Here is a 24,060-nt window from a genome sequence, read left to right on the forward strand (position 1 = left end):
CGGCCGGGGCGTCTATCCTTGCGTGCGCCATCCATCGATCAGGGAGCTCTCCATGCGCGCCACCGCGTTCGCCGCCACCCTTGCCGCCGCCACGCTCTGCCTGGCTGGCTGCGCCACCTCGCCCACCGGTCGCTCGCAGCTGATGATGGTGTCCGATGCGCAGATGAGCCAGATGGGCATCACCGCGTTCAACGACATGCGCAAGCAGGGCAAATTCGTCGACGCGCCACGGCAGCGTGCCTACGCCACCTGCGTGGCGAACGCGCTGATCGCCGTGCTGCCGCCGCCGTGGAACGCCAACCAGTGGGAGGTGCAGATCGTCGGCGACGACAGCGCCAACGCCTTCGCCCTGCCCGGCGGCCGCATCGGCGTGAACCAGGGCATGTTCAAGGTGGCCACCAACCAGGACCAGCTGGCCGTGGTGCTGGGCCATGAGCTGGCGCATGTGGTGGCGCGGCACGGCGCCGAGCGCATGTCCGACAACCTGGCTGCCCAGGGCGCTGTGTTGGCTGGCGCTGCATACGGCGCCAGCCGCGGTGGAAACACCGGAACCATCGTGGCTGGATCCGCGGTAGCCGCCGAGGTGTTCTTCCTGCTGCCGTTCTCGCGCACCCAGGAGAGCGAGGCCGACGTGCTCGGCCAGCGCTACATGGCCGAGGCCGGCTTCGATCCGCGCGCGGCCGCCACGCTGTGGCAGAAGATGGGCGCGCAGGGCGGCAGCAAACCGCCGGCGTTCCTGTCCACCCACCCGTCCAGCAGCAAGCGCGAGCAGACCCTGCAGCAGCAGGCGCAGCAGCTGATGCCGGTGTACCAGCAGGCGCGTGCCCATCACCACGATCCGGAATGCCGGCTCTGAGGGCAGTCCGTCGCAGCGGAGCTGCCCGGTGTTGGGAGGCAGTGCTCTTGCTCGTGATTCCTGCGAAAGCAGGAGGCGCTTCATCAACAGTCGGAGGGCGAGTCATCCAGTGACTTTCAGCTCCAAAGAGCAGAGACGCTGGATCCCAGCGTTCGCTGGGATGACGTAAGGGAGCCTAGAACTCTCCGCGACTCATTCGGAAGCAGAGGCGTTTCTAAAGCAGCTAGGAATGACCGATGCATCTGGAATTTCCTCACGTCATCCCAGCGAACGCTGGAGGCGCTGTATCAACAGCCGTAGGGCTGGTCATCCAGTGCCTTCGCTTTTCGCCCGCCCCCGACCGCCGGCTGAACGTGTCGGCCCCGGCTACGTCAACAACACGACGGCCGGTTCGTTCTTCCGCCTGCCGCCGCGCGATGCGGCGATGACGGAGACCTGCATGATCACGATGACCCGCAAGCTTGCCCTGCTCGCCGCCCTCGGCCTCGCCGCGGGTGCCGGCACCGGCTATGCCCCGCCGACCGAGGCCGCCCAGGTCGCCGTGGGCGTCACCATCGGCGTGCCCCCGCCGCCGCCGCGCTACGTGCGCGTGCCGCCGCCGCGGGTCGGCTACGTCTGGGCGCCCGGCTACTGGCGCTGGGATCACCGTCGGCATCGCCACGTCTGGGTGGCCGGTTACTGGGTGCACGCCCGCCCGGGTTACCGCTACGTGCCGGAGCACTGGGTGCACCGGCGGGGCGGCTGGTACTTCCGCCCGGGCCACTGGGTGCGCTGAGCGCTCCAGCCCGGCTTGCTGCGCCGCGTCAGCAATTGCAGCGGCGACGTACTAAACTTCGCCCCCCGAAACCAAAGCCCCAGCCCCGCTGGGGCTTTGGTTTTCAAGCTGTTGCAAGCGTGCATGCCGGAAAGGGCCGCCTGGTGCGGCCCTGTTCCATCCCGAACGGCCGCCATCCCCGGGCGCCGTCCCACCTGGAGTCATCGTTCGAATGATCTTTGAAACCATCGCCAAGACGGATCACGAGGAAGTCGTGTTCTGCCAGAACAAGGACGCCGGCCTGAAGGCCATCGTCGCGATCCACAACACGGTGCTCGGCCCCGCCCTGGGCGGCCTGCGCATGTGGCCGTACAAGACCGAGGCCGAAGCGGTGAACGACGTGCTGCGCCTGTCGCGCGGCATGACCTACAAGAACGCCGTGGCCGGCCTGAACCTGGGCGGCGGCAAGGCGGTGATCATCGGCGATCCGTCGAAGGACAAGTCCGAGGCGCTGTTCCGCGCGTTCGGCCGCTTCGTCAACTCGCTGGGCGGCCGCTACATCACCGCCGAGGACGTCGGCATCGACGTCAACGACATGGAATACGTGTTCCGCGAGACCGAGTACGTGACCGGCGTGCACCAGGTGCACGGCGGCTCGGGCGACCCCTCGCCGTTCACCGCCTACGGCACCCTGCAGGGCCTGATGGCCGCGCTGAACTTCAAGCACGGCAACGAGGACGTGGGCAAGTACAGCTACGCCGTGCAGGGCTGCGGCCACGTCGGCAGCGAGTTCATCAAGCTGCTGCGCGAGCAGGGCGCCAAGGTGTTCGTCACCGACATCAACAAGGAAGCGGTGCAGCGCTGCGTGGACGAGCTGGGCTGCGAGGCGGTGGGCCTGGACGAGATCTACGACGTCGACGCCGACGTGTATTCGCCCTGCGCACTGGGCGGCACGCTCAACGAGAAGACCATCGACCGGATCAAGGCGAAGATCATCTGCGGCGCGGCCAACAACCAGCTGGCCACCAACGAGATCGGCGACGAGCTGACCCGTCGCGGCGTGCTGTACGCGCCGGACTACGCGGTCAACGCCGGCGGCGTGATGAACATCTCGCTGGAGATCGACGGCTACAACCGCGAGCGCGCGATGCGCATGATGCGGCAGATCTACTACAACCTGGGCCGCATCTTCGAGATCTCCAAGACCGAGAACGTGCCGACCTACCAGGCCGCCGACCGTCTGGCCGAGGAGCGCATCGCGCTGATCGGCAAGATCAAGCTGCCGCACATGGGCAACGGCGGCACCCGCTTCCAGGGCCGCATGCGCGGTCAGTAAGCGCCCGTCGCTGCCGTGACGATCGTGAAGAGCCCGGCCGCAGCGCCGGGCTCTTTCGTTGCGGCGCGCCATGACTTCCCTCCTCCCCCTCTTCAATCGGCGCGCTGCCCTGCTAAACTTCACATTCGCTGAACAACTTGCAAGGCTTTGCCGGCAAAGGCAAAGCTGGAACCAGGGGAGGCCCGTTTCACGGGCAGTCGGCACAGGCCGGCGTCGAGCAGCATCCACCGGAACGGGGTACCGTGCCGGTTTCCCGTGCGCCACGGTCAGGTGGCCGCGCGATGGGTTGCGGGCGCGGGAGAAGCATCAATAAAAAGCAGGAACAGGTGGAACCGGTATGAGCAGCGTTTTGGAAGCAGGGATCAGCGACGAGGAGATTCTGGACAAGCTCCGCGAAGTGCTGCGCGATACCTTCGAGATCGACCCGTCGCGGGTCACCGCCTCGGCCCACCTGTTCACCGACCTGGAACTGGACTCGATCGACGCCGTCGACCTCGCCATCCAGGTGCAGGAGATGACGGGCATGCGGATCCGGCCGGAAGACTTCAAGAGCGTGCGTACGGTGGGCGACGTGATCGCCACCGTGCATACCCTGCTCCGACGCTGACCCGCCGCAAGATGTCCGCTCCGGATCGATTTGCGCCCTGCGCACTGATCCCGATCTACAACCACGGCAGCACCATCGCGCGCACGGTCCAGGGACTGCGCGCGCACGGCCTGCCGGTCGTGGTGGTGGATGACGGCAGCGACGCCGCCACGCGCGAGGTGCTCGACGCGCTGGATCGCGACGAACCCGGCATGACCCTGATCCGCCTGCCGCACAACCAGGGCAAGGGCCGTGCGCTGGCCGCGGGCATGCGCGCCGCGCACGCCGCGGGCTATACGCACGCACTGCAGATCGACGCCGACGGCCAGCACGACACGGCCGACGCGCCGCGCTTCGTCGAGGAGGCGCGCGCGTTCCCGCGGGCGCTGGTCTGCGGCTGCCCGGTCTACGACGACAGCGTGCCGCGTGGCCGCCTCTACGGCCGCTACGTCACCCATGTCTGCGTGTGGGTGGAAACGCTGTCGCTGGCGATCCGCGATTCGATGTGCGGCTACCGGCTGTACCCGCTGGAGGCGACCTGCGCCGAACTTGATCGCGCGCCGGTGCCGGCACGCATGGATTTCGACACCGAGATCGCCGTGCGCCTGTTCTGGCGCGGCGTGCCGGTCCGCAACCTGGCGACCCGCGTGATCTACCCGGAGAACGGCCTGTCCCACTTCCGCATGCTGCGCGACAACCTGCGCATCAGCGCGATGCACACCCGCCTGTTGCTCGGCATGCTGCCGCGTGCGCCCATACTGCTGTGGCGCCGTCTGCGCCGGGAGCCGTCATGCGCCATCTGATCGCCGTGCTGTTCGCGCTGGGAGTGCTGCTCGGCACGCCCGATACCGGCCTTTGCGCGACCGGAACCCCCGCCCCCCTGCTGCAGCAGGTGCTGGGTGAGCTGGCCCGCCACGAGGCGGTGCGGGCCGACTTCGTGCAGACCCGCTCCAATCCCGCGCTGGCCCGGCCGCAGGAAAGCCACGGGCAACTGCTGTTCGTGCTCGGCCACGGCATGCTGTGGCAGTCGCTGGCGCCGGTGGCCGAGACGCTGGCGTTCACCGGGCGGCAGGCCGCGCGCATCGACCCGCAGGGCCGGGCCTACCCGCTGCGCAATGCCCGCGGGGTGGCCCAGATCTCCGGGATGCTGCAGGCCATGCTCGGCGGCCACAGCGACGAAGTGAGCCGGCAGTTCACGATCACCGCGAGCGGCACCCCCGCCAGTTGGACACTCCAGCTGGTTCCCCGGCAGGAACGCGTGGCGCAGGTGCTGGAACGCGTCGAGCTGAGCGGCGACGATTTTCTCCAGGGCATCCGCATCGTCATGCACGATGGCGGCGACACCGATATCCGCTTCAGCCACAACCGTGACGCCGGCGCGCTCAGCGCGCTGGAAAAGCGCGTGCTCGGACTGCCGTGAAGTCTCGACTGACCCTGCACGCCGCGCTGTTCGCGGTTGCCATGGCGCTGCTCGCCGGACTCGGCGCGTGGCTGCTGTTCGGTCGCGGCAGCGTTCCCATCCAGACCGACCTGCTGGCGATGTTGCCGGCCACCGAACAGCAACCGCTGGCCGAGGCCGCGGTGCAACGGCTGGCCCACGCCAACGGCGACCGCGTGGTGCTGCTGGTGGAAAACGTCGACGACGACCGCGCCAAGGCGGCGGCCCGCACCCTGGGCAAGGCGCTGGCGGCCGATCACGTGTTCCGCTCGGTGATGGCGGAGCTGCCGCCGTTCGACCTGCACGAGATGGTCGCTCCCTACCTGGCGCACCGGTTCTTCCTGTTGTCCGACGACGACCGTGCCGCGATGGCCGCGCCCGGCTACGACCCGGCACGGGCGCTGGCGCAGCGGCTCAACGCACCGTTCCTCGATGGCGTGGGCACCACGCTGCAGGACGACCCGTTCGGCTGGCTGCAGCACTGGCTCGACCAGCAGCCCTGGAGCCGCTCGCCGCTGCTGCCGGAGGACAACCTGCTGGTCGCGCACCAGGACGGTGGCACCCGCGTGCTGGTTACCGCGACGCTGGCTGGATCCTCCTACGACGACACCGTGCAGCGCCGCGCGCTGGCGGCCGTGGACGCCGCGGTCGCGCAGGTCGAACGCGAGCAGCCCGGCACCGAGGTGCTGCGCACCGGCGCGGTGTTCTATGCCGCCGCCGCCCGGGCCGGTGCCGAGCACGACGTACACCTGGTCGGCTGGATCTCCACGCTGGGCATCGCGCTGCTGCTGATCGGCATGTTCCGTTCGCCCGGGCCGCTGCTGCTGGCCTTCCTCTCGACCGCCGCCGGCGTGCTGACCGCCACCGTGGTCAGCCTGCTGGTGTTCAAGCAGATCTACCTGCTGACCCTGGTGTTCGGCGCGGCGCTGCTGGGCGAGGCGGTGGACTACTCGATCCAGTACCTCACCGCGCGCGCCAACGCCGGCAGCCGCTGGGATGCCGCTGCCGGCCTGCGCCAGGTGCGGCCGGCCCTGCTGCTGGCGCTGGCCACCTCGCTGCTGGGCTATGCGCTGCTGGCCGGGGTGCCCTTCCCTGCGCTGCGCCAGATGGCGGTGTTCGCGATGAGCGGCATGCTCGCCGCCTGCCTCAGCGTGTTCTGGCTGCTGCCGGCAATGCTGCAGCGCGCGGCCCGGCCGCTGTCGGCGGCCCCGGTCCGCTGGGCGCTGGCGCTGCAGCGCGCGGTCGGCCGCGCCGGCCAGGGGCGACGCGGACGGTGGCTGGCGCTGCTGTTGCTGCTGCTCGCCCTGCCCGGCTGGCAGCGGCTCGGTCACGACGACGACGTGCACCTGCTGATTTCCCCGCCGGCCTCGCTGGTCACCCAGGAACACCGCATCCGCGACATCACCGGGCTCGGCAACGGCAGCCAGTTCTACCTGGTGCAGGGCGCCAACATCGAACAGACCCTGCAGCGCGAGGAACTGCTCGAGCAGCGGCTGCAGGCGATGGTGCGCCGCGGCCAGCTCGCCGACTGGCTGGGGCTGGCCCGCATGGCACCCTCGCAGGCGCGCCAGATGGCCGATCACGCGCTGATCGCGCGCAGCCTGCCGGCGGACGACACCGTGCCCGCATCGGGCGAAGCACCGGCCGGGGATCCGGCCTCGCTGCGCACCCGCACCGATCGCGCCCGTCTGCAGTCGCTGCTGGTCGCCGGCGGACTGCGCAGCGACGCCGCGGCCGGCTATGCCGACACCTGGCCCGGCACGCCGCTCGACTTCGCCCGCTGGCTGGAGTCGCCGCTGGCCACGCCGTTCCGCTACCTGTGGATGGGCTGCAACGCACAGGGCTGTGCCTCGATCGTGCTGCCGCAGGGCGACGACGACGCGCAGCTGCAGAGCGCCGCCGATCGCCTGCCTGGCGTGACCCTGGTGGACAAGGCCGCCAGCGTCTCGCAGTTGTTCGGCCGCTACCGCCGCTACGCCAGCCTGTGGCTGTTCGCCGCGCTCGTGCTGGTGGTGCCGGTGTTCGGCTGGCGCTACGGCTGGCGAAGCATGCTGCGGGTGATGCTGCCGCCGGTCGCCGGCATCGCGCTGGCGCTGGCCGCGCTCGGCTACCTCGGCCAGCCGCTGACGCTGTTCCACTGGATGGCGCTGATGCTGGTACTCGGCGTGGGCGCCAACTATGCGGTGTTCCTGCATGAGGGCGAGCCGTACACCGCGCATCGCCCCGGCGCGATGTACGCCAGCGTGCTGCTGTCGGCGATCACCACCCTGCTTTCCTTCGGCCTGCTGTCGCTGAGCTCGATGCCCGCGCTGCACGACTTCGGCCTCACCCTGCTGCTGGGTATCGGTTTCACCGTGCTGCTGGTGCCGACCAGCCGCCCACCCGTGATGGACGCTCCATGATCGATCTCTCCCTGCCGTCCCGGATGTCCCGGCCATGAAGCGCGTCGTCATCACCGGCATGGGTGGCATCACCGCGCTGGGCCATGACTGGCCGAGCATCGCCGCCCGCCTGCGCGAGGGTCGCAACGCCGTGCGCCGGATGCCCGAGTGGGACTATTTCGACGGACTGAACGGCCGCCTCGGCTGCCCGGTGGACGATTTCGTCGCACCGGCCTGGCCGCGGCAGAAGACCCGTTCGATGGGCCGCGTCTCGCAACTGGCGGTGGCCGCCAGCGAACACGCGCTGCGCGATGCCGGCCTGCTCGACGACGACGCCATCCGCGACGGCCGCATGGGCGTGGCCTACGGCTCGTCCGGCGGCAGCGTGGAGCCGGTGCGCGTGATGGGCCGGATGCTCGACACCGGCTCGATGCAGGGCGTCACCGCCACCAGCTACATCCAGATGATGGGGCACACCACGGCGGTAAACGTCGGCGTGTTCTTCGGCCTGAAGGGGCGCATCATCCCGACCTCGAGCGCCTGCACCTCGGGCAGCCAGGCGATCGGCTACGGCTACGAGGCGATCGCGCAGGGCAAGCAGGTGCTGATGCTGTGCGGCGGCGCGGAGGAGCTGTCCGGTCCCGGCGCGGCGGTGTTCGACACGCTGTTCGCCACCAGCACGCGCAACGACGAGCCGCAGCTCACGCCGCGTCCGTTCGACCGTACGCGCGACGGCCTGGTGGTCGGCGAAGGCGCTACCACGCTGATCCTGGAGGAGTACGAACACGCGAAGGCGCGCGGCGCGACGATCTACGCCGAGGTGATCGGCTTCGGCTGCAATTCCGACGGCGTGCACATCACCCAGCCCACCGCGGCGACGATGGCGGTGGCGATGCGCCTGGCGCTGGCCGACGCGAAGCTGCCGCCGGAGGCGATCGGCTATGTCAGCGCCCACGGCACCGCCACCGACCGCGGCGACGTGGCCGAGAGCCATGCCACCCACGAAGTGCTCGGCGCGCGCGTGCCGGTGAGCGCGATAAAGAGCTACGTCGGCCACACCCTGGGCGCCTGCGGCGCGCTGGAGTCGTGGTGGGCGATCGAGATGATGCGCGCGGGCCGATTTGCGCCCACGCTCAACCTGGCCGAGGTCGACCCGGACTGCGCCGAGCTGGACCACATCGCCGGCAGCGAGCGCGCCATCGCCACCGACTGCGTGATGAACAACAACTTCGCGTTCGGCGGGATCAACACCTCGCTGATCTTCCGGGCGGTCGACTGATGCGTCTGGTCGACGCCAACGGCCTGCCGCGCGTGGTGGTGACCGGCACCGGCTCGGTGTCCTGCCTGGGCGCCGGCAACGCCGCGCTGCTCGACGGCCTGCGCAATGGCCGCAGCGGCCTGCGCCCGATGGACGGCTTCGCCGCGCTCGACATGCAGGCGCGCATCGGCGGTCCGGTCGACCTTTCCGGTCTGCCCGAACCGCCGCGCAAGCTGCGGCGCTTTCTCGCCGCGCCGGGCCTGTACGCCTGGCATGCGATGAACGAGGCGCTGACGCAGGCCGGCCTGACCGAAGAGCGCCTGCACCGCGACGACTGCGGCCTGGTGCTGGGCGGCGGCGCGGCGCTGAGCGAGCACGAGACGGCGCTGGAACTGCATCGCAGCCGCGGCATCCACAAGCTCTCGCCCTTCATCGTGCCGCGCGGCATGAGCAGCGCGCTGTCGGCCAGCATCGCGCACGCCTTCGGCATCGGCGGCACCAGCCTCACCATCAGCTCGGCCTGCACCAGCAGCGCGCACGCGATCGGCCAGGCGATGGAGCTGATCCAGCTCGGCCGCCAGCAGGTGGTGGTCACCGGCGGCGCGGAAGAACTGCACGACAGCACCGCGATGTGGTTCGACGCGATGGGCGCGCTGTCGCCGCAGCACGACGCCACGCTCGCCTCGCGCCCGTACGACCGCGATCGCGACGGCTTCGTGCTGGCCGCGGGCGCCGGCGTGCTGGTGCTCGAATCGCTGGAACACGCGCGGGCCCGGGGAGCCACCGTGCTGGCCGAACTGGCCGGCTACGGCAGCGCCACCGAGGCGGCCAGCATGGTCGGCCCCGGCGCCGACGGCATCGCCCGCGCGTTGCGCCAGGCGATCGTGCGCGCCGGCACCCTGCCCGACTACATCAACACGCACGCCTGCTCCACCCCGCAGGGCGACCTCGCCGAATGGCAGGCGATCCGCACCGTGTTCGCCGAACGCAATGCGCCGGTGCCGCCGCTGTCGTCGATCAAGGGACTGCTCGGACACGCGCCCGCCGCCGCCGGCGCGCTGGATGCCATCGCCGGCCTGCTGATGCTGCAGCATGGATTTCTCGCGCCCGGCCGGGTGCCGGACCCCGTCGACGAGGCATTTGCCGACGCGCCGCTGCTCGACGCGTGCCGCGAACACACGGTGGACAGCGTGCTGTCGGGCAACTTCGGTTTCGGCGGCAGCTGCACCGCCCTGCTGTTCCGGCGCCTCGCGGAGGCTCACGCATGACCGCGCTGCGCATCGACGCCTGGCGCGCCTGGGCCCCCGGCCTGGAGACGCCCGAGGCATGGCAGGCCTGGGCGGCGGAGCCGCATGTCGTGTCCGACGATGGCCAGCAGCAACCGGCCTGCGCGTTCCTGCCGCCGATGCAGCGTCGCCGCCTGAGCCGTCTGGCGCGGATGACGATGGAGACCGCCTGGCCGCTGTGCGGCGAGGACGAGCAGCTGCCCTTCGTGTTCGCCTCGCGCCATGGCGAGACCACCCGCACGCTCGCCCTGCTCGGCGACATCGCCGACGGACAGCCGCTGTCGCCGACCCAGTTCGGCCTGTCGGTGCACAACGCCATCGCCGGGCAATGGTCGATCCTGCGCGGGCAGCGCGGCGAATCGACCGCCATCGCCGGCGAGGCCGACACCTTCGAGCACGCCATGCTGGAAGGCGCCCTGCTGCTGGACACCGGCGCGCCCGCGGTGCTGGTGGTGGTCGCCGAGGAACAGCCACCGGGCGCCTATGCGCCGTGGATCGACGATGTGCCGTTCTCCTACGCCGTAGCGCTTCGGCTGGGGCGGCAGGCGTCCGCCGGCAGCGCGCCGGGCGGGGCCGACTGGCAGCTGCGCCACGCGCGCGCCGACGGCGATCGCGCCCGCTGCACGTGGCCGCATGCGCTCGATTTCCTGCGCGCCACGATCACCCGGGAACCGTCACTGGAACACGCATGGAAGACACGCCGATGGATCTGGCAGCAGCGGGCCTGAGCCGCCGCACCGATGCCTGGGCGTGGCGACTGGTCGCCACCGGCGCCAGCTTCGTGCTGTTCGGGATCGGCGGGCTGCTGCTGCGGCTGCTGATCCTGCCGCTGATGGGCCTGCTGCCGGGCGGCGCCGATGCGCGCTGCCGCCGCGCCCGCGCCGCGATCAGCCGGTCGTTCCGCATGCTGGTGTGGTTCATGCACCGCAGCCGCGTGCTCGACTTCCGCATCGAGGGCGCCGAGCGGCTGGGCCGCCCCGGGCAGATGGTGGTGGCCAACCACCCCTCGCTGATCGACGTGGTGTTCCTGATCGGGCAGATCCGCAACGCCAACTGCGTGGTGAAGTCCGGCCTGTTCGGCAACCCGTGCACCCGCGGCCCGGTCAGCGCGGCCCGCTACATCAGCAACGACGGCAGCATGACCATGCTGGAATCGGCCGCCGACGTGCTGCGCGAGGGCCAGTGCCTGGTGGTGTTCCCGGAAGGCACGCGCACCCGGCCGGGCCATGCCCCGGTGTTCCATCGTGGCGCGGCGGCGATCGCCCTGCGCGGGGCCCGCACGATCACCCCGGTGTACATCACCGTGGCGCCCACCACGCTGACCAAGGCCGAGCCCTGGTACCGCATCCCCGAGCGGCGCGTGCAGGTGCACCTGCGCGTGGGCGAGGACATCGACCCGGCCACCTTCAACGCCGACGCACCGCTGCCGATCGCCTCGCGCCGGCTCAACGACCATCTGCACCAACTTTTCGAAAGGGAGCTCGCCGCCTCGTGAACGCCGTCATCGACACCGCCTCGCTGGAACAGGACATCGCCGGCCTCATCATCGACACGCTGAACCTGGAAGACCTCCAGCCCGGCGACATCCCGCCCGACCAGCCGTTGTTCCGCGACGGCCTGGGACTGGATTCGGTGGACGCGCTGGAGCTGGCGCTGGCGCTGCAGAAGCGCTACGGCATCCGCGTCGAGTCGGACGCGAAGAACGCGCGCGAGCACTTTGCCACCGTCGCCAACCTTGCCGCCTACGTCGCGTCCCAGCAGGCCCCATGCGCCGACTGAGTGCCATCCTGCTGCCGATCGTCGGCGTGCTGTATCCGTTCGTCGTCTACTTCGGCATGGAGAAGGTCGCGCCGCCGGTGTTCGCGCTGGTGCTCGGCTCGATCTGGCTGATCCGTGCGCCGAGCCTGCTGCGCGAGCCGGGCGGTCGCTGGATGGTCGGCGCCGCGCTGGCCTACTGCGTGCTGCTCGCGGTCACCGGCGAAGGGCAGCTGCTGCGCTGGTACCCGACCCTGATCAGCCTGCTGCTGTTGGCCACCTTCGGGGTGAGCCTGATCTACGGCCCACCGATCATCGAGCGGGTGGCGCGCCTGCGCGAACCCGAGCTGCCGCCGGAAGCGGTGCCGTACACGCGCAAGGTCACCTGGATGTGGGTCGGCTTCTTCGTGTTCAACGCGGCCGTCTCGGCAGCGCTCACGCTGTGGGCACCGCTGAAGTGGTGGACGCTGTACAACGGTCTGCTGGTGTACTTCATCATGGGCGTGCTGTTCGTCGGCGAATGGCTGCTGCGCCAGCGACTGCGCAGGCGGCACGCGTGAACGAGGTGCGCGATCCCGAGCTGCTCGACGAGCGTACGCACGACGGCACGTGGCTGCTCGACCTGCGCATCCCGCCGGAACTGGCGCATTTCCCCGGGCATTTCCCCGGGGCGCCAGTGGTGCCGGGCGTGTTGCAGGTGCAGTGGGCACTGGCGCTGGCGGCCCCGCGTCTGGCGATCGCACCGCATTGCCGCGAGATGGAGGCGCTGAAGTTCCAGCGCCTGCTGCGTCCCGGCGACGTGGTGCAACTCGAGCTGCGCCTGGACCGCGAACGCGGCAAGCTGCATTTCGCCTACCGCCTGGACGACCAGCACTGTTCGTCCGGGCGGCTGCGGGTGGAGCTGCGCGCATGAACGGAACCCGGGTGCAGGCGAGCCACTGGGCGACCCAGAAGGAGCGCGGCAGCTTCGCGATGATGAAGCTCACCGCCTTCGCCGTGCGCCATCTCGGGCGCCGCTCGATGCAGCCGGTGCTGCATCTGGTGGTGCTGTATTTCTTCGTGTTCGGGCGGGCGCGACGCCACGTGCGGCAGTACCAGGCCTACCTCGCCGCATGGAGCGGTCGCGCCGACCTGCGTCCGACCACCCGCCGCGTGTTCGGCCAGTTCATGGCCTTCGCCGACAGCCTGCTGGACCGGTTGGACGTCTGGCGCGGCACGCTGGGCGCGGCACAGGTGAGCCTGCACGACCCGGCCGACGTGCGCGGCCAGCTGCACCGGAGCCAGGGCGGCGAGCGTGGCCAGCTGCTGGTCTGTACCCATCTGGGCAACCTGGACGTGTGCCGGGCACTGGCCGAGATGGAGGAGAAAGTCCCGCTCAACGTGCTGGTGCACAACCGGCATGCCGCGCATTTCAACCGGCTGCAGAGCGAGGCCGGCGACCGCCAGCTGCGCCTGCTGCAGGTGAGCGAGGTGGACGCCGCGCTGATGCTGGACCTGTCGCAGCGGCTGGACCGCGGCGAGTGGATCGCCATCGCCGGCGACCGCATCCCGCTGCAGGACGGCCGCCGCGTGCTGGTCGACTTCCTCGGGCATCGTGCGGCCTTCGCGCAGGGCCCCTGGCTGATGGCCGGCCTGCTGCGCTGCCCGGTGCACCTGATGTGCTGCATCAAGATCGACGGTCGCTACCAGATCCGCCTCGAACCGTTCCTCGACGCCCCGTCGTGGGAGCGCGGCCAGCGCGAGCAGGCGATCGCCGGCTGGGCGCAGCGCTATGCCGACCGCCTCGCCCAGCTGTGCCTGCTGGCGCCCTGGCAGTGGTTCAACTTCTACGCCTACTGGCAAGCCGAAAGTGAAGGAGATGCGGATGCGAGCCCGCGGCGTGCTGCACGTTGACAGCGAGGTGCTGGTGCCGTTTTTCGACGTCGACTCGATGGACGTCGTCTGGCACGGCCACTACGTGAAATACCTGGAGGTCGCGCGCTGCGCGCTGCTCGACCGCCTCGGCCACAACTACATGGACATGAAGGCCGAGGGCTATGTGTGGCCGGTGATCGACCTGCAGCTGCGCTACGTGCGCGCCGCACGTTTCGGCCAGCGCCTGCGCGTGCGCGCCGATCTGGTCGAATGGCAGAACCGGCTGAAGGTGAATTACCTCATCAGCGATGCATCCAGCGGCGAGCGCATGACCCGCGCCAGCACCGTGCAGGTGGCCGTGCGCCTTGCCGACGGCGAGATGCAGCTGGCCTCGCCGCAAAGCTTTGTCGACGCCGTGGAACGGCACCTCTCCGGCGGCCATGAAGGCCGCGATGATCAAGCAAGTGCGGCCACCCACCGCCGCACTCCCCAGTGAAGTCGATCCGATGACCTACGCCAGCACCACCTACGTCGAAGAAACCCGCCTGGGCTTCCGCTTCCTCGCCACGCACACCTGGCAGCACCACGTGCTGCGGGTGGCGATCAACGATCTCAAGCGGCTGGCCGGCGAGCCGCTGCCGCGCGGCGGCACCCTGCTCGATGCCGGCTGCGGCCAGGGCAAGTCGTTCCGCCTGCTGCGCGAGGCCTTCGCTCCCGACCACCTGATCGGCCTGGACGCCGACCCGCACAGCCTGGCACTGGCACAGGCCGAGGCGCAGCGCGAAGGCCTCGACGCGCAGATGCTCGCCGCCGACTGCGCCCGCATCGAGCTGCCCGACGCCAGCGTCGACGTCGTGTTCTGCCACCAGACCTTCCACCACCTGGTCGAGCAGGAGAAGGCGCTGGCCGAGTTCTGGCGCGTGCTCAAACCGGGCGGCTGGCTGCTGTTCGCCGAGTCCACCCGGGCGTACATCGACACCTGGGTGATCCGCTGGTTCTTCCGTCATCCGATGCACGTGCAGAAGAGCGCCGACGAATACCTCGCCATGCTGCGTGGACAGGGTTTCGTGTTCGACGACACGAACGTCTCGCTGCCCTATCTGTGGTGGAGCCGCTCGAAGGACTTCGGCCTGCTCGAACGCTGGGGCCTGCGCGCCCCGCCTCCGCCGGGCCAGCGCGAGGAAACCCTGGTGAACGTGGCGGCGCGCAAGCCGCAGGCAGGATCGGAGCCGGGCGCGTGAACGACGGCTACCTCAACGCGCTCGGCGTAGCCTGCTCGCTGGGCATCGGCAAGCTCGCGGTGGCCGAGGCGCTGTTCGCCGGCGACGGCGACGGCCTGCGTCCGGAAGCCGGCTGGATTCCCGGCCATGCCCCGCCGATGGGTGCGGTGCGCACTCCGCTGCCGGACATTCCGGCACCGCTGTCGGCAACCCGCGACAACCGATGCAACCGGCTGGCGCTGGCCGCTGCGCTGGAGATCGAGGCCGATCTGCGCGATGCCATCGCCCGCTACGGCGGGGAGCGCATCGGCGTGGTGATCGGCACCAGCACCGGCGGCATCGAGGAAGCCACCGCCGGCCTGGCCGACTGGCGTCGGGACGGCACCTGGCCCGATCACTACCGCTACGCGCACCAGGAGCTTGCCGGCACGGCCGAGTTCCTGGCCGAGTGGCTGGGCCTGTGCGGTCCGCGCTATGCCATCTCCACCGCCTGTACCGCCGGGGCGCGCGCCCTGATCAGCGCACAGCGGATGCTGCGCGCCGGGGTCTGCGATGCGGTGCTGTGCGGCGGCGTGGACACCCTGGCGCGGCTGCCGCTCAACGGTTTCCACGCGCTGGAGGCGATGGATGACGAGCGCTGCCGGCCGTTCTCCGGCCAGCGACGCGGCATCAATATCGGCGAAGCCGCCGCGCTGTTCCTGATGACCCGCGAACACGGCCCGGTGCAGCTGCTGGGCGTGGGCGCGAGCAGCGACGCCTACCACATGTCCAGCCCCGACCCGGAAGGTCGCGGCGCGGTCACCGCGATGCGCGCGGCGCTGGACGATGCGCGGCTGGAGCCCGCACAGATCGACTACCTCAACCTGCACGGCACCGCCACCGAGCACAACGACCGCATGGAAAGCCGGGCGGTCGCCGAAGTGTTCCCGCAGGGTGTGCCCTGTTCCTCGACCAAGTCGCTGACCGGCCACACCCTGGCCGCGGCCGGCGCGCTGGAAGCGGCGTTCTGCTGGCTGAGCCTGACCGATCCGCGCGCGGCGCGGCGGTTGCCACCGGCGACGACGCATGGCGAGGCAGATCCCGAGCTCCCCGCCCTGACCTTCGCCGAAGTCGGTGACACGCTGGCCCCGGGCGATCCGCGCCGGCTGATGAGCAACTCGTTCGCCTTCGGCGGCAACAACGCCAGCCTGATCCTGGGAGATGCGTCGTGAGCGACGCTGGCTACCCGCCGATCGCCGACCTGCTGCCGCACGCCGGCGACATGGTGCTGCTCGACACCGTCATCGAGGCCGGCGAGGAACACATCGTGTGCTCCCGGCTGGTGCAGTCGGACGGCCTGTTCGAGTACGGCGACGGCCTGCCCGCCTGGGCCGGCGTGGAGCTGATGGCCCAGGCCGTGGCCGCCTGGGCCGGCTGGCAGGCGCGGTGCGAACGCCGGCCGGTACGGGTCGGCTTCCTGCTCGGCACGCGGCACTACCGCAGCGATCTGGATGTGTTCCCGTCCGGCACCGAACTGCGCGTGGAAGCCGTGAGAAGCTTCCACGACGATGGCGGCATGGGCGTGTTCGCCTGCCGCATCGACTCCGCTGCGGGCAGGGCCGAAGCCCGACTGAGCGTGTTCAGCCCGCCCGACCCGGATGCCTTCCTCGCCACTCTTGCACGAGCAGCCACCCATGACTGACACCATCCTGGTTACCGGTTCCAGCCGCGGCATCGGCCGCGCCATCGCGCTGCGCCTGGCCCGCGCCGGCTACGACCTGGTCCTGCACTGCCGTGCCCGCCGCGACGATGCCGAGGCGGTTGCCGACCAGATCCGGGCGATGGGCCGCAACGCGCGCATCCTGCAGTTCGACATCGCCGACCGTGACGCCTGCCGCACTGCGCTGGAAGCCGACGTGACCGCTCACGGCGCGCCCTACGGCGTGGTCTGCAACGCCGGCCTGACCCGCGACGGCGCGTTCCCCGCCCTGTCCGACGACGACTGGGACAGCGTGCTGCGCACCAATCTCGACGGCTTCTACAACGTGCTGCATCCGCTGGCGATGCCGATGATCCGCCGCCGCGCAGCGGGCCGCATCGTCTGCATCGCCTCGGTCTCCGGGCTGATCGGCAACCGCGGCCAGGTCAACTACAGCGCCTCCAAGGCGGGCGTGATCGGTGCGGCCAAGGCGCTGGCGGTGGAGCTGGCCAAGCGCGGCATCACCGTCAACTGCGTGGCACCCGGGCTGATCGACACCGACATGCTCGACAGCGAGGTACCGGTGGAGGAGATCCTCCGGATCATCCCCGCCCAGCGCATGGGCACGCCGGAAGAAGTGGCCGCGGCCGTGCAGTTCCTGATGAGCCCGGATGCCGGCTACATCACCCGCCAGGTGCTGGCGGTCAACGGCGGGCTGTGCTGACCGGCCCATCCGCCACCCCGAAGTTCCTCACCAAACCAAACCGACCACACCAGGGAGAATCACCGCATGCATGCACCATTCCGCCGCCTCGCCGTACTGCTGTTCGCCGCGCTGCCGTGCGCCAGCTTCGCCGCCGACAAGACCGTGCACCTGGCCTTCGACCACGCCGTCCAGGCCGGCCTCGCCAGTGGCAAGCTCGACGGCAGCGTGAAGTTCTATCTCGCCGGCAACACGCCGCCGGGCCAGGTCCAGGTGGTCGACGACCTCGTCACCACGCACAAGAAGACCAACGCCTTCGGCAAGAGCGACCAGAAGACCTGCGACTGGGCGATGCTGTCGGCGTTGATCACCCTGCAGTCGGCGGCCAAGGACGCCGGCGCCAATGCGGTCACCGACATCGTCGGCGTGCACGAGGGGCAGGAGTACCGCGACCCGAAGAACTACGAGTGCCGTGTCGGCTTCCTGATGTCCGACGTGGACCTGAAGGCCAAGCTGGCCAAGGTGAAGTGATCGATGCGCCGGGGCGGGCCGCGCGGCCTGCTCCGGCCATCGTCCGCGGGCGCCATCGGCGCATTCCGCGGGATCGGGCAAGGCCCGGCGCGGCCCCGAACGTGCGGGCATTCCATCGTATCCTCGCCGGGTGAATCTCCCCGCCCTGTTCATTGACCCCTGGCGCCGCTTCCGCGGCTCGGACCGCTACGCCGAGAGCGTGCGCGTCGGGCTGGCGCTGGGCGGCATCGTCGCCTGGTGCCTGGCGCGCGGCGACATCCATGCGGTGATCCCCGCCCTGCTGGGCGCGATCGCCTGCGCCCTGGCCGAAACCGAGGACCACTGGCGCAGCCGGCTCGGCACGTTGCTGGTCACCCTCGCCTGCTTCGCGATCGCCGCGATGGCCGTGCAATGGCTGCTGCCCACGCCGTGGCTGTTTGCCGCCAGCCTGCCGCTGGCCACTTTTGCCCTGGTGATGCTGGGTGCGGCCAGCGGGCGCTACGCGACCATCGCCGGCGGCACCCTGATCCTGTCGGTCTACACGATGATCGGCGTGGACGCGGCGCACGGGAGCTTCACCGATCCCTGGCATGAACCACTCCTGCTGCTGGCCGGTGCCGGCTGGTACGGCGTGCTGTCGCTGGCCTGGAGCGCGCTGGCGCCGCAGCAGGCACTGCGCCTGGCGCTGGCCCGCTCGTTCGATGCGCTGGCCGACTACCTCGACTGCAAGGCCGCCCTGTTCGCCCCGGTGCACGGGGTGGACCGCGACGCGCTGCAACTGCAGCTGGCGCTGCGCAACGAGCGCGTGGTGCAGGCGCTCAACGCGACCCGGCTGGTACTGGTCGACCGCATCGGCAACCGCCGCCCGCGCGGCACCACGGCGGCGCGCCTGCAGCTCTATTTCATGGCGCAGGACATCCACGAGCGCGCCAGTTCCACCCATCACCCGTACGACGCGCTGGCCGAGGCGCTGTTCCACTCGGACGTGCTGTTCCGCTGCGGCCACCTGCTGCGGCTGCAGGCCGACGGCTGCCGCGCCCGCGCCGCGGCGCTGCGCCTGCGCGTCCCGTTCCGCCGCTCGCCGATCGCCGCCGCCGCACTGGCCGACCTGCACGATGCGGTGGCAGCGATGAAAACCCAGGCGTCGCCACCGCCCGCCGAAGTGCAGCACGCGGTCGACGCGCTGGCGCACAACCTCGAGGCGATCCAGATCCGCCTCGGCGATGCCACCCGCCACGCCCCGGCCGTCGACGACGGGCTGGTGCTGCAGGATCCGGGGCCGCAGACACCCAGTGAAGCGTGGGCGCGCATCCGTATCCAGTTCACCCCGCGCTCGATGCATTTCCGTCATGCGCTGCGGCTGGCGCTGGCGCTGCTGGCCGGCTATCTCGTGCTGCTGGCGGTGCATCCGCGGCAGGGCTACTGGATCCTGCTGACCACCCTGCTGGTGTGCCAGCCGACCTACGGCGCCACGCGCCGCCTGCTACTCGAGCGCATCGTCGGCACCGTGCTCGGCCTGGTCGCCGGCTGGGCCGCGTTGAAGCTGGCCCCGTTCGGCCTGTGGCAGATGGGGCTGATCGTGCTCACCGGCGTGGGTTTCTTCGCCACGCGGCAGCGCCGCTACGCGCTGGCCACCGCCTTCATCACCCTGTTCGTGCTGCTGTGCTTCAACCAGATCGGCAACGGCTATTCGGTGATGTGGCCGCGCCTGCTCGACACCCTGATCGGCGCCGCGATCGCCGCGCTGGCGATCTACCTGGTGCTGCCGGACTGGCGCGGCCGGCAGCTGGGCGAAGTGCTGGCCGAGGCACTGCGCAGCGACGCGCGCTATCTCGAGCGGATCCTCGCCCAGTACGCCAGTGGCAAGCAGGACGACCTCGCCTACCGCATCGCCCGTCGCGACGCGCACAACGCCGACGCCGCGCTCAGCGGCCAGTTCGCCGCGATGCTGCGCGAGCCGGACCGCGCCCCGGCGAGTCGCGAGGCGCTGCTGCGCTTCCTCACCGCGGCACACCTGCTGCTGGGCCAGCTCTCGGCGCTCGGCGCGCACCGTCAGGCGATGCCGCCCGCGGCGCTGGCGCCGGTGCAGGCGACCGGACGCCAGGTGATCGACGCGCTCGACGAGCTGGCGGACGTGCTGTCCGGGCGCCCGGCGGTGCCGCCGGCGTCGAGCGAGTCCGCATTCGTCGCACCGACCGCCGAGGACGCCGCCAGCCGCTTCGTGCTGGGCCAGCTGGTCCGCGTGATGACCCAGTACGCGCGCCTTTCCGAGCATGCGCGGGAGCTTGCGGCGCACTGAGGCCGCGGGGTCTTGTGCGTCGCGCCAAGGCCGCCACTGGCCCACGCGCTACCATTGATGGGCTTTGTCCCCTCCATGGAGTAGCACCGCATGCGCCCGTTCCCCCTCGGCGAAGACCTCGACCTGCTGCGCGAGACCGTCCACGCGTTCGCGGAAAAGGAGATCGCCCCGCGCGCCGACCAGATCGACCGCAACAACGCCTTCCCGGCCGACCTGTGGCGCAAGTTCGGCGAACTCGGCCTGCTCGGCGTGACCGTGCCTGGCGAGTACGGCGGCAGCGACATGGGCTACCTGGCGCACATGGTGGCGATGGAGGAGATCTCGCGCGCCTCCGGCTCGGTCGGCCTGTCCTACGGCGCGCACTCCAACCTGTGCGTCAACAACATCTTCCACAACGGCAACGAGGCGCAGCGGCAGAAATACGTGCCGAAGCTGTGCTCGGGCGAGTACGTCGGTGCGCTGGCGATGAGCGAACCGGGCGCCGGCTCAGACGTGGTCGGCTCGATGAGCTGCAAGGCCGAGAAGAAGGGCGACGTATGGCTCGCCAACGGCTCGAAGATGTGGATCACCAACGGTCCCGACGCCGATGTGCTGCTGGTCTACATGCGCACCGCGCCGCGTGCCGCCGGCAGCCGCTGCATGACCGCCTTCATCGTCGAGAAGGGCATGAAGGGCTTCTCCACCGCGCAGAAGCTGGACAAGCTCGGCATGCGCGGCTCCAACACCTGCGAGCTGGTGTTCGAGGACTGCGAGATTCCCGAGGAGAACATCGTCGGCGAGGTCAACGAAGGCGTGCGCGTGCTGATGAGCGGCCTGGATACCGAGCGGCTGGTGCTCTCCGGCGGTCCGATCGGCCTGATGCAGGCGGCGATGGACCTCACCCTGCCCTACGTGCGCGAGCGCAAGCAGTTCAACGCGCCGATCGGCACCTTCGGCATGATGCAGGCGAAGGTCGCCGACATGTACACCGCGCTGCAGTCCTCACGCGGCTTCGCCTATATGGTGGCGCAGCAGTTCGACTCGGGCGTGAAGTCGCGCATCGACCCGGCCGCCTGCCTGCTCAACGCCTCGACCAACGCCGTGAAGGTGGCACTGGAGGCGATCCAGGCGCTGGGCGGCAACGGCTACATCAACGAGTTCCCGGCCGGCCGCCTGCTGCGCGACGCCAAGCTGTACGAGATCGGCGCCGGCACCAACGAGATCCGTCGCATGCTGATCGGCCGCGAGCTGTTCCACGGCAAGAGCTGAGTACCAGCCCCACGCAAAAGAAACGGCCCGCATCGTGCGGGCCGTTTCTTTTCGGCGGGACGGAAGGATCAGAAGCTCAGTCGATAGTTCAGCGTCGCCATCTTGGCATGGTCGTGCTGGCCCACGTACTGGTCGACGCCGATGCCGAAACTGCTGCTTGGCGAGAAGTTCCAGTCCAGCTCGCTACCGACCATGCCGCCGTAACGCGACAGGCCGATGCCGCCGACCGGCGCCCACTGGTTGACGCCGGTGAAGCTCGCCTGCAGCACGTCGCCGCGCAGGCCGAACGCCCGCTGCCACAGCATGTGCGACTGCCAGGACAGCCGCGTGCCGCCGGCCAGCGTCCACGAGCGCATGGCGCGCAGGCCGACGCCGGCCTGCCAGCGCGCGGTCAGCCCCGACGGCGACTTCAGGCCGAAGCCGCTGCCACCGACCTCGCTGAAACCGTCGCGACGGATCTGCGCGTACTGCAGGTTGGCGTACGGGGTGACCTGCAGCCCGCCCAGCCCGAACCGGTAACCGCTTTCGCCATAGGCCACGCCGTAGCGACCGTGGCTCATGCTGGCCACGCCGGTGGCGAAGCCGCCCAGCTGCACGCCGCGGCGCATGGACTCGCGGTACTGGCCCAGGCCGACGCGCCCCATCGTGTACCACGAGCCGTCGACCACGCCGCCGTAGAACATCGCCTCGGTGGAGTGGCTGCGGCCTTGGTCGGCGGTTTCGGCCAACCGGCCCAGTCCGCTGGCCTGGCTGATCGCATAGCCGGCGAAACCGTGGGTGCCGACGCGCTGATCGGCGCCGGTCATCCAGCCGTTGAGGTCGATCCCCACGTTGCCGTAACCGGCACGGGAGAGGTTGCCCTGGTAACCCAGCCCCTGGCTCCACAGGCTGGCCTGACGACCGTCGAGCAACTGGTCGACATGGTCGGACAACGCCCGGGTTCCCGCGTCGATCGCCTCGAAGGTCATCGCCGCACTGGCCGCGTGCAGCTGACCCGAGAGACTCTGCAGCGACTGCTCCAGCGCCGCGGTGCTGGACACCTGCTGCAGGCTGGCGGCACCGGCCAGGAGCGCGCTGTTGGTCGGCATCGCGGTGGTCGAGGTGCCGGCGAGCTGGCTGTTGAGGTACTCGAACGCCCCCTGCACCCGCTGCGCCGCGCCGTAGGAAGCAGGCGTATAACTGGCGCCGGCCACCTTGGTGACGCTGACCTGGGACACATTGAGCCAGGCACTGTTGCCGTCGTAACCGAGCGTGGCAGTCAGCAGCACGCTGCTGGGTGTGGTCACCCCACTGAACGTGCCGGTCAGCCCGCCGCTGGCCGTGAGCACGTCGGTATGCGCGCTGACGGTGTAGTTGCTGTTCTTGTCATAGACATACACGTCGCCACCGTTCAGCGTGGCCGTGCCGGAAACCGTCAGCACCGAGCCCAGCGAGAGTGCCAGCCGGCCGCCGACCTCCTGCGTATAGTTGCCGCCGACCGTGGTGCCACCGGCGTTACCGATGTCCAGCGTGCCGGTGTTGTCGATGCTGCCTCCCACGTGGCTGGCGCCGAGGCTGGCCTGCGCGGCGATGGTCGCGCTGCCGGCCAGTGAGTTGGCCATCAGCGTGCCGCCCTGGACCTGGGTCAGCCCGGTGTAGGTCGAGGGCTGGCTCAAGGTCAGCGTGCCGCCACCCTGCTTGATCAGGCCACCCGCGCCGGAAATGGCGTTACCCCAGGTGGAGGAACCGGTGAAGCTGACCGTCACGTCGCCCCAGTTGAACTGCGCCGGCCCCTGCACCGCCTTGCCGACATCGAGCAGGCCATAGCCGAATACCGGGTCCACGCCCGGGGCGCCGAGGTCCTTGGCCGTGCCCAGCAGGGTCTGGCGGACCAGGTCGTTGGTGAAATAGGGAAAGGCCTGCCACACGTCCGCCGCCGCCCCGGAGACGGCCGGCGTGGCGAACGAGGTGCCCTCCACCACATAGTAGGTCGGGTTGCCGGCGGTATCGGTGGCGCCGGTGACGATCACGTCGCCAGGCGCCACCAGGCAGTAGTTCATCGCCTTGCCGCACTGGTTGGAGTAGGAGGCCAACTGGGTCGGATGCAGCGAATCCAGAGCGGCCACGGCGAGCCAGCCCCGTTCCAGGTCGGGGGCGTAGTACGGGATGGCCGCCGTATCGGAAGGCTGGGCCAGGCTGTCGTTGCCGGTAGCGAAGACCACCAGGCCGTTGTGGTCGATCACGAACGAGCGGAACGCATTGCCGAAGGCGGTGCCCACGGCGGTGGCATTGGACGGGTCGAAGTACAGCCCGCCCCAGGAGTTGTTCATCACCTGCACGCCCTGGTTGATCAGGTCCGGCAGCAGGGTCTGGCCGAAGAAGTCGGCATCGGACGGCTGCACCATGTTGCCTTTGCCCGAACCGTCGTCCACCGGCGCCTTGTCGTTGATGATGCGCGCGGACACCAGCGTCGCGTCCGGCGCGATGCCGCCCGGCCACTGGCCGAACGACTTGCCGGCGGCGATCTGCGATACCCAGGTACCGTGCCCGACCACGTCGTCCACGGCAGTATTGTTGGTCGCCGGGTCGACATAGACCAGCAGCGCCTTGACCCTCCCGGTCAGCGCCGGATGGTTGGCATTGATGCCGGTATCGACCACGCCGATGGTGACGCCCGCACCGGTGAAGCCCGCCGTGTGTGCGGCATAGGTGTCGGTCAGTGCCAGGTGGGCGTCGATCGGCGGCTGGGTGCTGGCCGGTGGCGGCGAGGGAGGCGGCGCCGGGGTCGTCTTGACGTTTCCGCCCCCGCCACCGCAGCCGGAAAGGCCGAGAATGGCTGCAATCACCACCGACATGCGACGCTGCACCAGCGTCCGTCCCTGCTCGCTCATGGCTTTACCCCAAAATGGATTGATCACG

At 70.1% G+C, this 24,060-nt stretch carries 24 protein-coding genes; 23 read left to right on the plus strand and 1 reads right to left on the minus strand.

Annotation, left to right across the window (positions count from 1 at the left end):
- Positions 1 to 52: 52 nt before the first annotated feature.
- The 23 genes from ATSB10_RS07360 to ATSB10_RS07470 all read left to right on the plus strand — a co-directional run bounded on the left by ATSB10_RS07360 (position 53) and on the right by ATSB10_RS07470 (position 21,162).
- On the plus strand, positions 53 to 856 hold the full coding sequence (locus tag ATSB10_RS07360; protein ID WP_063671714.1) for a M48 family metallopeptidase: 804 nt from the start codon (positions 53 to 55) through the stop codon (positions 854 to 856).
- A gap of 439 nt (positions 857 to 1,295) precedes the next feature.
- On the plus strand, positions 1,296 to 1,631 hold the full coding sequence (locus ATSB10_RS07365) for a YXWGXW repeat-containing protein (protein ID WP_063674381.1): 336 nt from the start codon (positions 1,296 to 1,298) through the stop codon (positions 1,629 to 1,631).
- A 211-nt stretch (positions 1,632 to 1,842) separates the two neighbouring features.
- Positions 1,843 to 2,946 carry a Glu/Leu/Phe/Val dehydrogenase dimerization domain-containing protein gene (locus ATSB10_RS07370; protein ID WP_017462215.1) on the plus strand — a complete coding sequence of 368 codons (1,104 nt, stop codon included), beginning with the start codon at positions 1,843 to 1,845 and terminating at the stop codon, positions 2,944 to 2,946.
- A 337-nt stretch (positions 2,947 to 3,283) separates the two neighbouring features.
- Positions 3,284 to 3,553: an acyl carrier protein gene (locus ATSB10_RS07375; protein WP_017462214.1), complete on the plus strand. Its 270-nt coding sequence runs from the start codon at positions 3,284 to 3,286 to the stop codon at positions 3,551 to 3,553.
- Between the two features lie 11 nt (positions 3,554 to 3,564).
- A complete protein-coding gene (locus ATSB10_RS07380; protein ID WP_063671716.1) occupies positions 3,565 to 4,335 on the plus strand; it encodes a glycosyltransferase family 2 protein in 771 nt (256 codons plus the stop codon).
- Positions 4,323 to 4,952, plus strand: a complete 630-nt coding sequence (locus ATSB10_RS07385; RefSeq protein ID WP_063671718.1) for a LolA family protein — start codon at positions 4,323 to 4,325, stop codon at positions 4,950 to 4,952. The genes ATSB10_RS07380 and ATSB10_RS07385 overlap by 13 nt, the downstream gene beginning before the upstream one ends.
- Positions 4,949 to 7,372, plus strand: a complete 2,424-nt coding sequence (locus ATSB10_RS07390) for an MMPL family transporter (protein ID WP_063671719.1) — start codon at positions 4,949 to 4,951, stop codon at positions 7,370 to 7,372. The genes ATSB10_RS07385 and ATSB10_RS07390 overlap by 4 nt, the downstream gene beginning before the upstream one ends.
- A 34-nt stretch (positions 7,373 to 7,406) precedes the next feature.
- Positions 7,407 to 8,630 (plus strand): beta-ketoacyl-ACP synthase, encoded by a 1,224-nt coding sequence (locus ATSB10_RS07395; protein WP_063671721.1) that lies wholly within the window; start codon positions 7,407 to 7,409, stop codon positions 8,628 to 8,630.
- Positions 8,630 to 9,877 (plus strand): beta-ketoacyl-[acyl-carrier-protein] synthase family protein, encoded by a 1,248-nt coding sequence (locus ATSB10_RS07400; protein WP_063671723.1) that lies wholly within the window; start codon positions 8,630 to 8,632, stop codon positions 9,875 to 9,877. Before ATSB10_RS07395 ends, ATSB10_RS07400 begins: the two co-directional genes overlap by 1 nt.
- Positions 9,874 to 10,623 (plus strand): beta-ketoacyl synthase chain length factor, encoded by a 750-nt coding sequence (locus ATSB10_RS07405; RefSeq protein ID WP_063671726.1) that lies wholly within the window; start codon positions 9,874 to 9,876, stop codon positions 10,621 to 10,623. Before ATSB10_RS07400 ends, ATSB10_RS07405 begins: the two co-directional genes overlap by 4 nt.
- Positions 10,584 to 11,390 (plus strand): lysophospholipid acyltransferase family protein, encoded by an 807-nt coding sequence (locus tag ATSB10_RS07410; RefSeq protein WP_236886522.1) that lies wholly within the window; start codon positions 10,584 to 10,586, stop codon positions 11,388 to 11,390. The genes ATSB10_RS07405 and ATSB10_RS07410 overlap by 40 nt, the downstream gene beginning before the upstream one ends.
- Positions 11,387 to 11,674, plus strand: a complete 288-nt coding sequence (locus ATSB10_RS07415; protein WP_063671730.1) for a phosphopantetheine-binding protein — start codon at positions 11,387 to 11,389, stop codon at positions 11,672 to 11,674. The genes ATSB10_RS07410 and ATSB10_RS07415 overlap by 4 nt, the downstream gene beginning before the upstream one ends.
- Positions 11,662 to 12,210 carry a COG4648 family protein gene (locus ATSB10_RS07420; protein ID WP_063671732.1) on the plus strand — a complete coding sequence of 183 codons (549 nt, stop codon included), beginning with the start codon at positions 11,662 to 11,664 and terminating at the stop codon, positions 12,208 to 12,210. Before ATSB10_RS07415 ends, ATSB10_RS07420 begins: the two co-directional genes overlap by 13 nt.
- Complete coding sequence (locus ATSB10_RS07425) at positions 12,207 to 12,563, plus strand: 3-hydroxyacyl-ACP dehydratase FabZ family protein (RefSeq protein WP_063671734.1); 357 nt, start codon at positions 12,207 to 12,209, stop codon at positions 12,561 to 12,563. The genes ATSB10_RS07420 and ATSB10_RS07425 overlap by 4 nt, the downstream gene beginning before the upstream one ends.
- Positions 12,560 to 13,543 carry a lysophospholipid acyltransferase family protein gene (locus ATSB10_RS07430; RefSeq protein WP_063671736.1) on the plus strand — a complete coding sequence of 328 codons (984 nt, stop codon included), beginning with the start codon at positions 12,560 to 12,562 and terminating at the stop codon, positions 13,541 to 13,543. The genes ATSB10_RS07425 and ATSB10_RS07430 overlap by 4 nt, the downstream gene beginning before the upstream one ends.
- The gene (locus ATSB10_RS07435; protein ID WP_063671737.1) at positions 13,515 to 14,000 is read left to right on the plus strand and encodes an acyl-CoA thioesterase; all 486 of its coding nucleotides are present in this window, start codon (positions 13,515 to 13,517) and stop codon (positions 13,998 to 14,000) included. The genes ATSB10_RS07430 and ATSB10_RS07435 overlap by 29 nt, the downstream gene beginning before the upstream one ends.
- Positions 13,957 to 14,745, plus strand: a complete 789-nt coding sequence (locus tag ATSB10_RS07440; protein WP_236886523.1) for a class I SAM-dependent methyltransferase — start codon at positions 13,957 to 13,959, stop codon at positions 14,743 to 14,745. The genes ATSB10_RS07435 and ATSB10_RS07440 overlap by 44 nt, the downstream gene beginning before the upstream one ends.
- Positions 14,742 to 15,935 carry a beta-ketoacyl-ACP synthase gene (locus ATSB10_RS07445; protein ID WP_063671741.1) on the plus strand — a complete coding sequence of 398 codons (1,194 nt, stop codon included), beginning with the start codon at positions 14,742 to 14,744 and terminating at the stop codon, positions 15,933 to 15,935. The genes ATSB10_RS07440 and ATSB10_RS07445 overlap by 4 nt, the downstream gene beginning before the upstream one ends.
- Positions 15,932 to 16,405, plus strand: coding sequence for a hotdog family protein (locus ATSB10_RS07450; RefSeq protein WP_205631107.1), 474 nt, complete (start codon positions 15,932 to 15,934; stop codon positions 16,403 to 16,405). Before ATSB10_RS07445 ends, ATSB10_RS07450 begins: the two co-directional genes overlap by 4 nt.
- Positions 16,398 to 17,126: a 3-oxoacyl-ACP reductase FabG gene (gene fabG / locus ATSB10_RS07455; RefSeq protein WP_063671743.1), complete on the plus strand. Its 729-nt coding sequence runs from the start codon at positions 16,398 to 16,400 to the stop codon at positions 17,124 to 17,126. The genes ATSB10_RS07450 and fabG overlap by 8 nt, the downstream gene beginning before the upstream one ends.
- 66 nt (positions 17,127 to 17,192) lie before the next feature.
- Positions 17,193 to 17,636 carry a hypothetical protein gene (locus ATSB10_RS07460; protein WP_063671745.1) on the plus strand — a complete coding sequence of 148 codons (444 nt, stop codon included), beginning with the start codon at positions 17,193 to 17,195 and terminating at the stop codon, positions 17,634 to 17,636.
- Between the two features lie 130 nt (positions 17,637 to 17,766).
- Complete coding sequence (gene yccS / locus ATSB10_RS07465; protein ID WP_063671747.1) at positions 17,767 to 19,914, plus strand: YccS family putative transporter; 2,148 nt, start codon at positions 17,767 to 17,769, stop codon at positions 19,912 to 19,914.
- Between the two features lie 90 nt (positions 19,915 to 20,004).
- A complete protein-coding gene (locus ATSB10_RS07470; RefSeq protein WP_063671749.1) occupies positions 20,005 to 21,162 on the plus strand; it encodes an isovaleryl-CoA dehydrogenase in 1,158 nt (385 codons plus the stop codon).
- Between the two features lie 68 nt (positions 21,163 to 21,230).
- Here ATSB10_RS07470 and ATSB10_RS07475 read toward each other — a convergent pair whose 3' ends face one another.
- Complete coding sequence (locus ATSB10_RS07475) at positions 21,231 to 24,032, minus strand: S8 family serine peptidase (RefSeq protein WP_063671751.1); 2,802 nt, start codon at positions 24,030 to 24,032, stop codon at positions 21,231 to 21,233.
- Positions 24,033 to 24,060 lie beyond the last annotated feature (28 nt).

Source organism: Dyella thiooxydans (genome assembly GCF_001641285.1).
Classification (GTDB): domain Bacteria; phylum Pseudomonadota; class Gammaproteobacteria; order Xanthomonadales; family Rhodanobacteraceae; genus Dyella_A; species Dyella_A thiooxydans.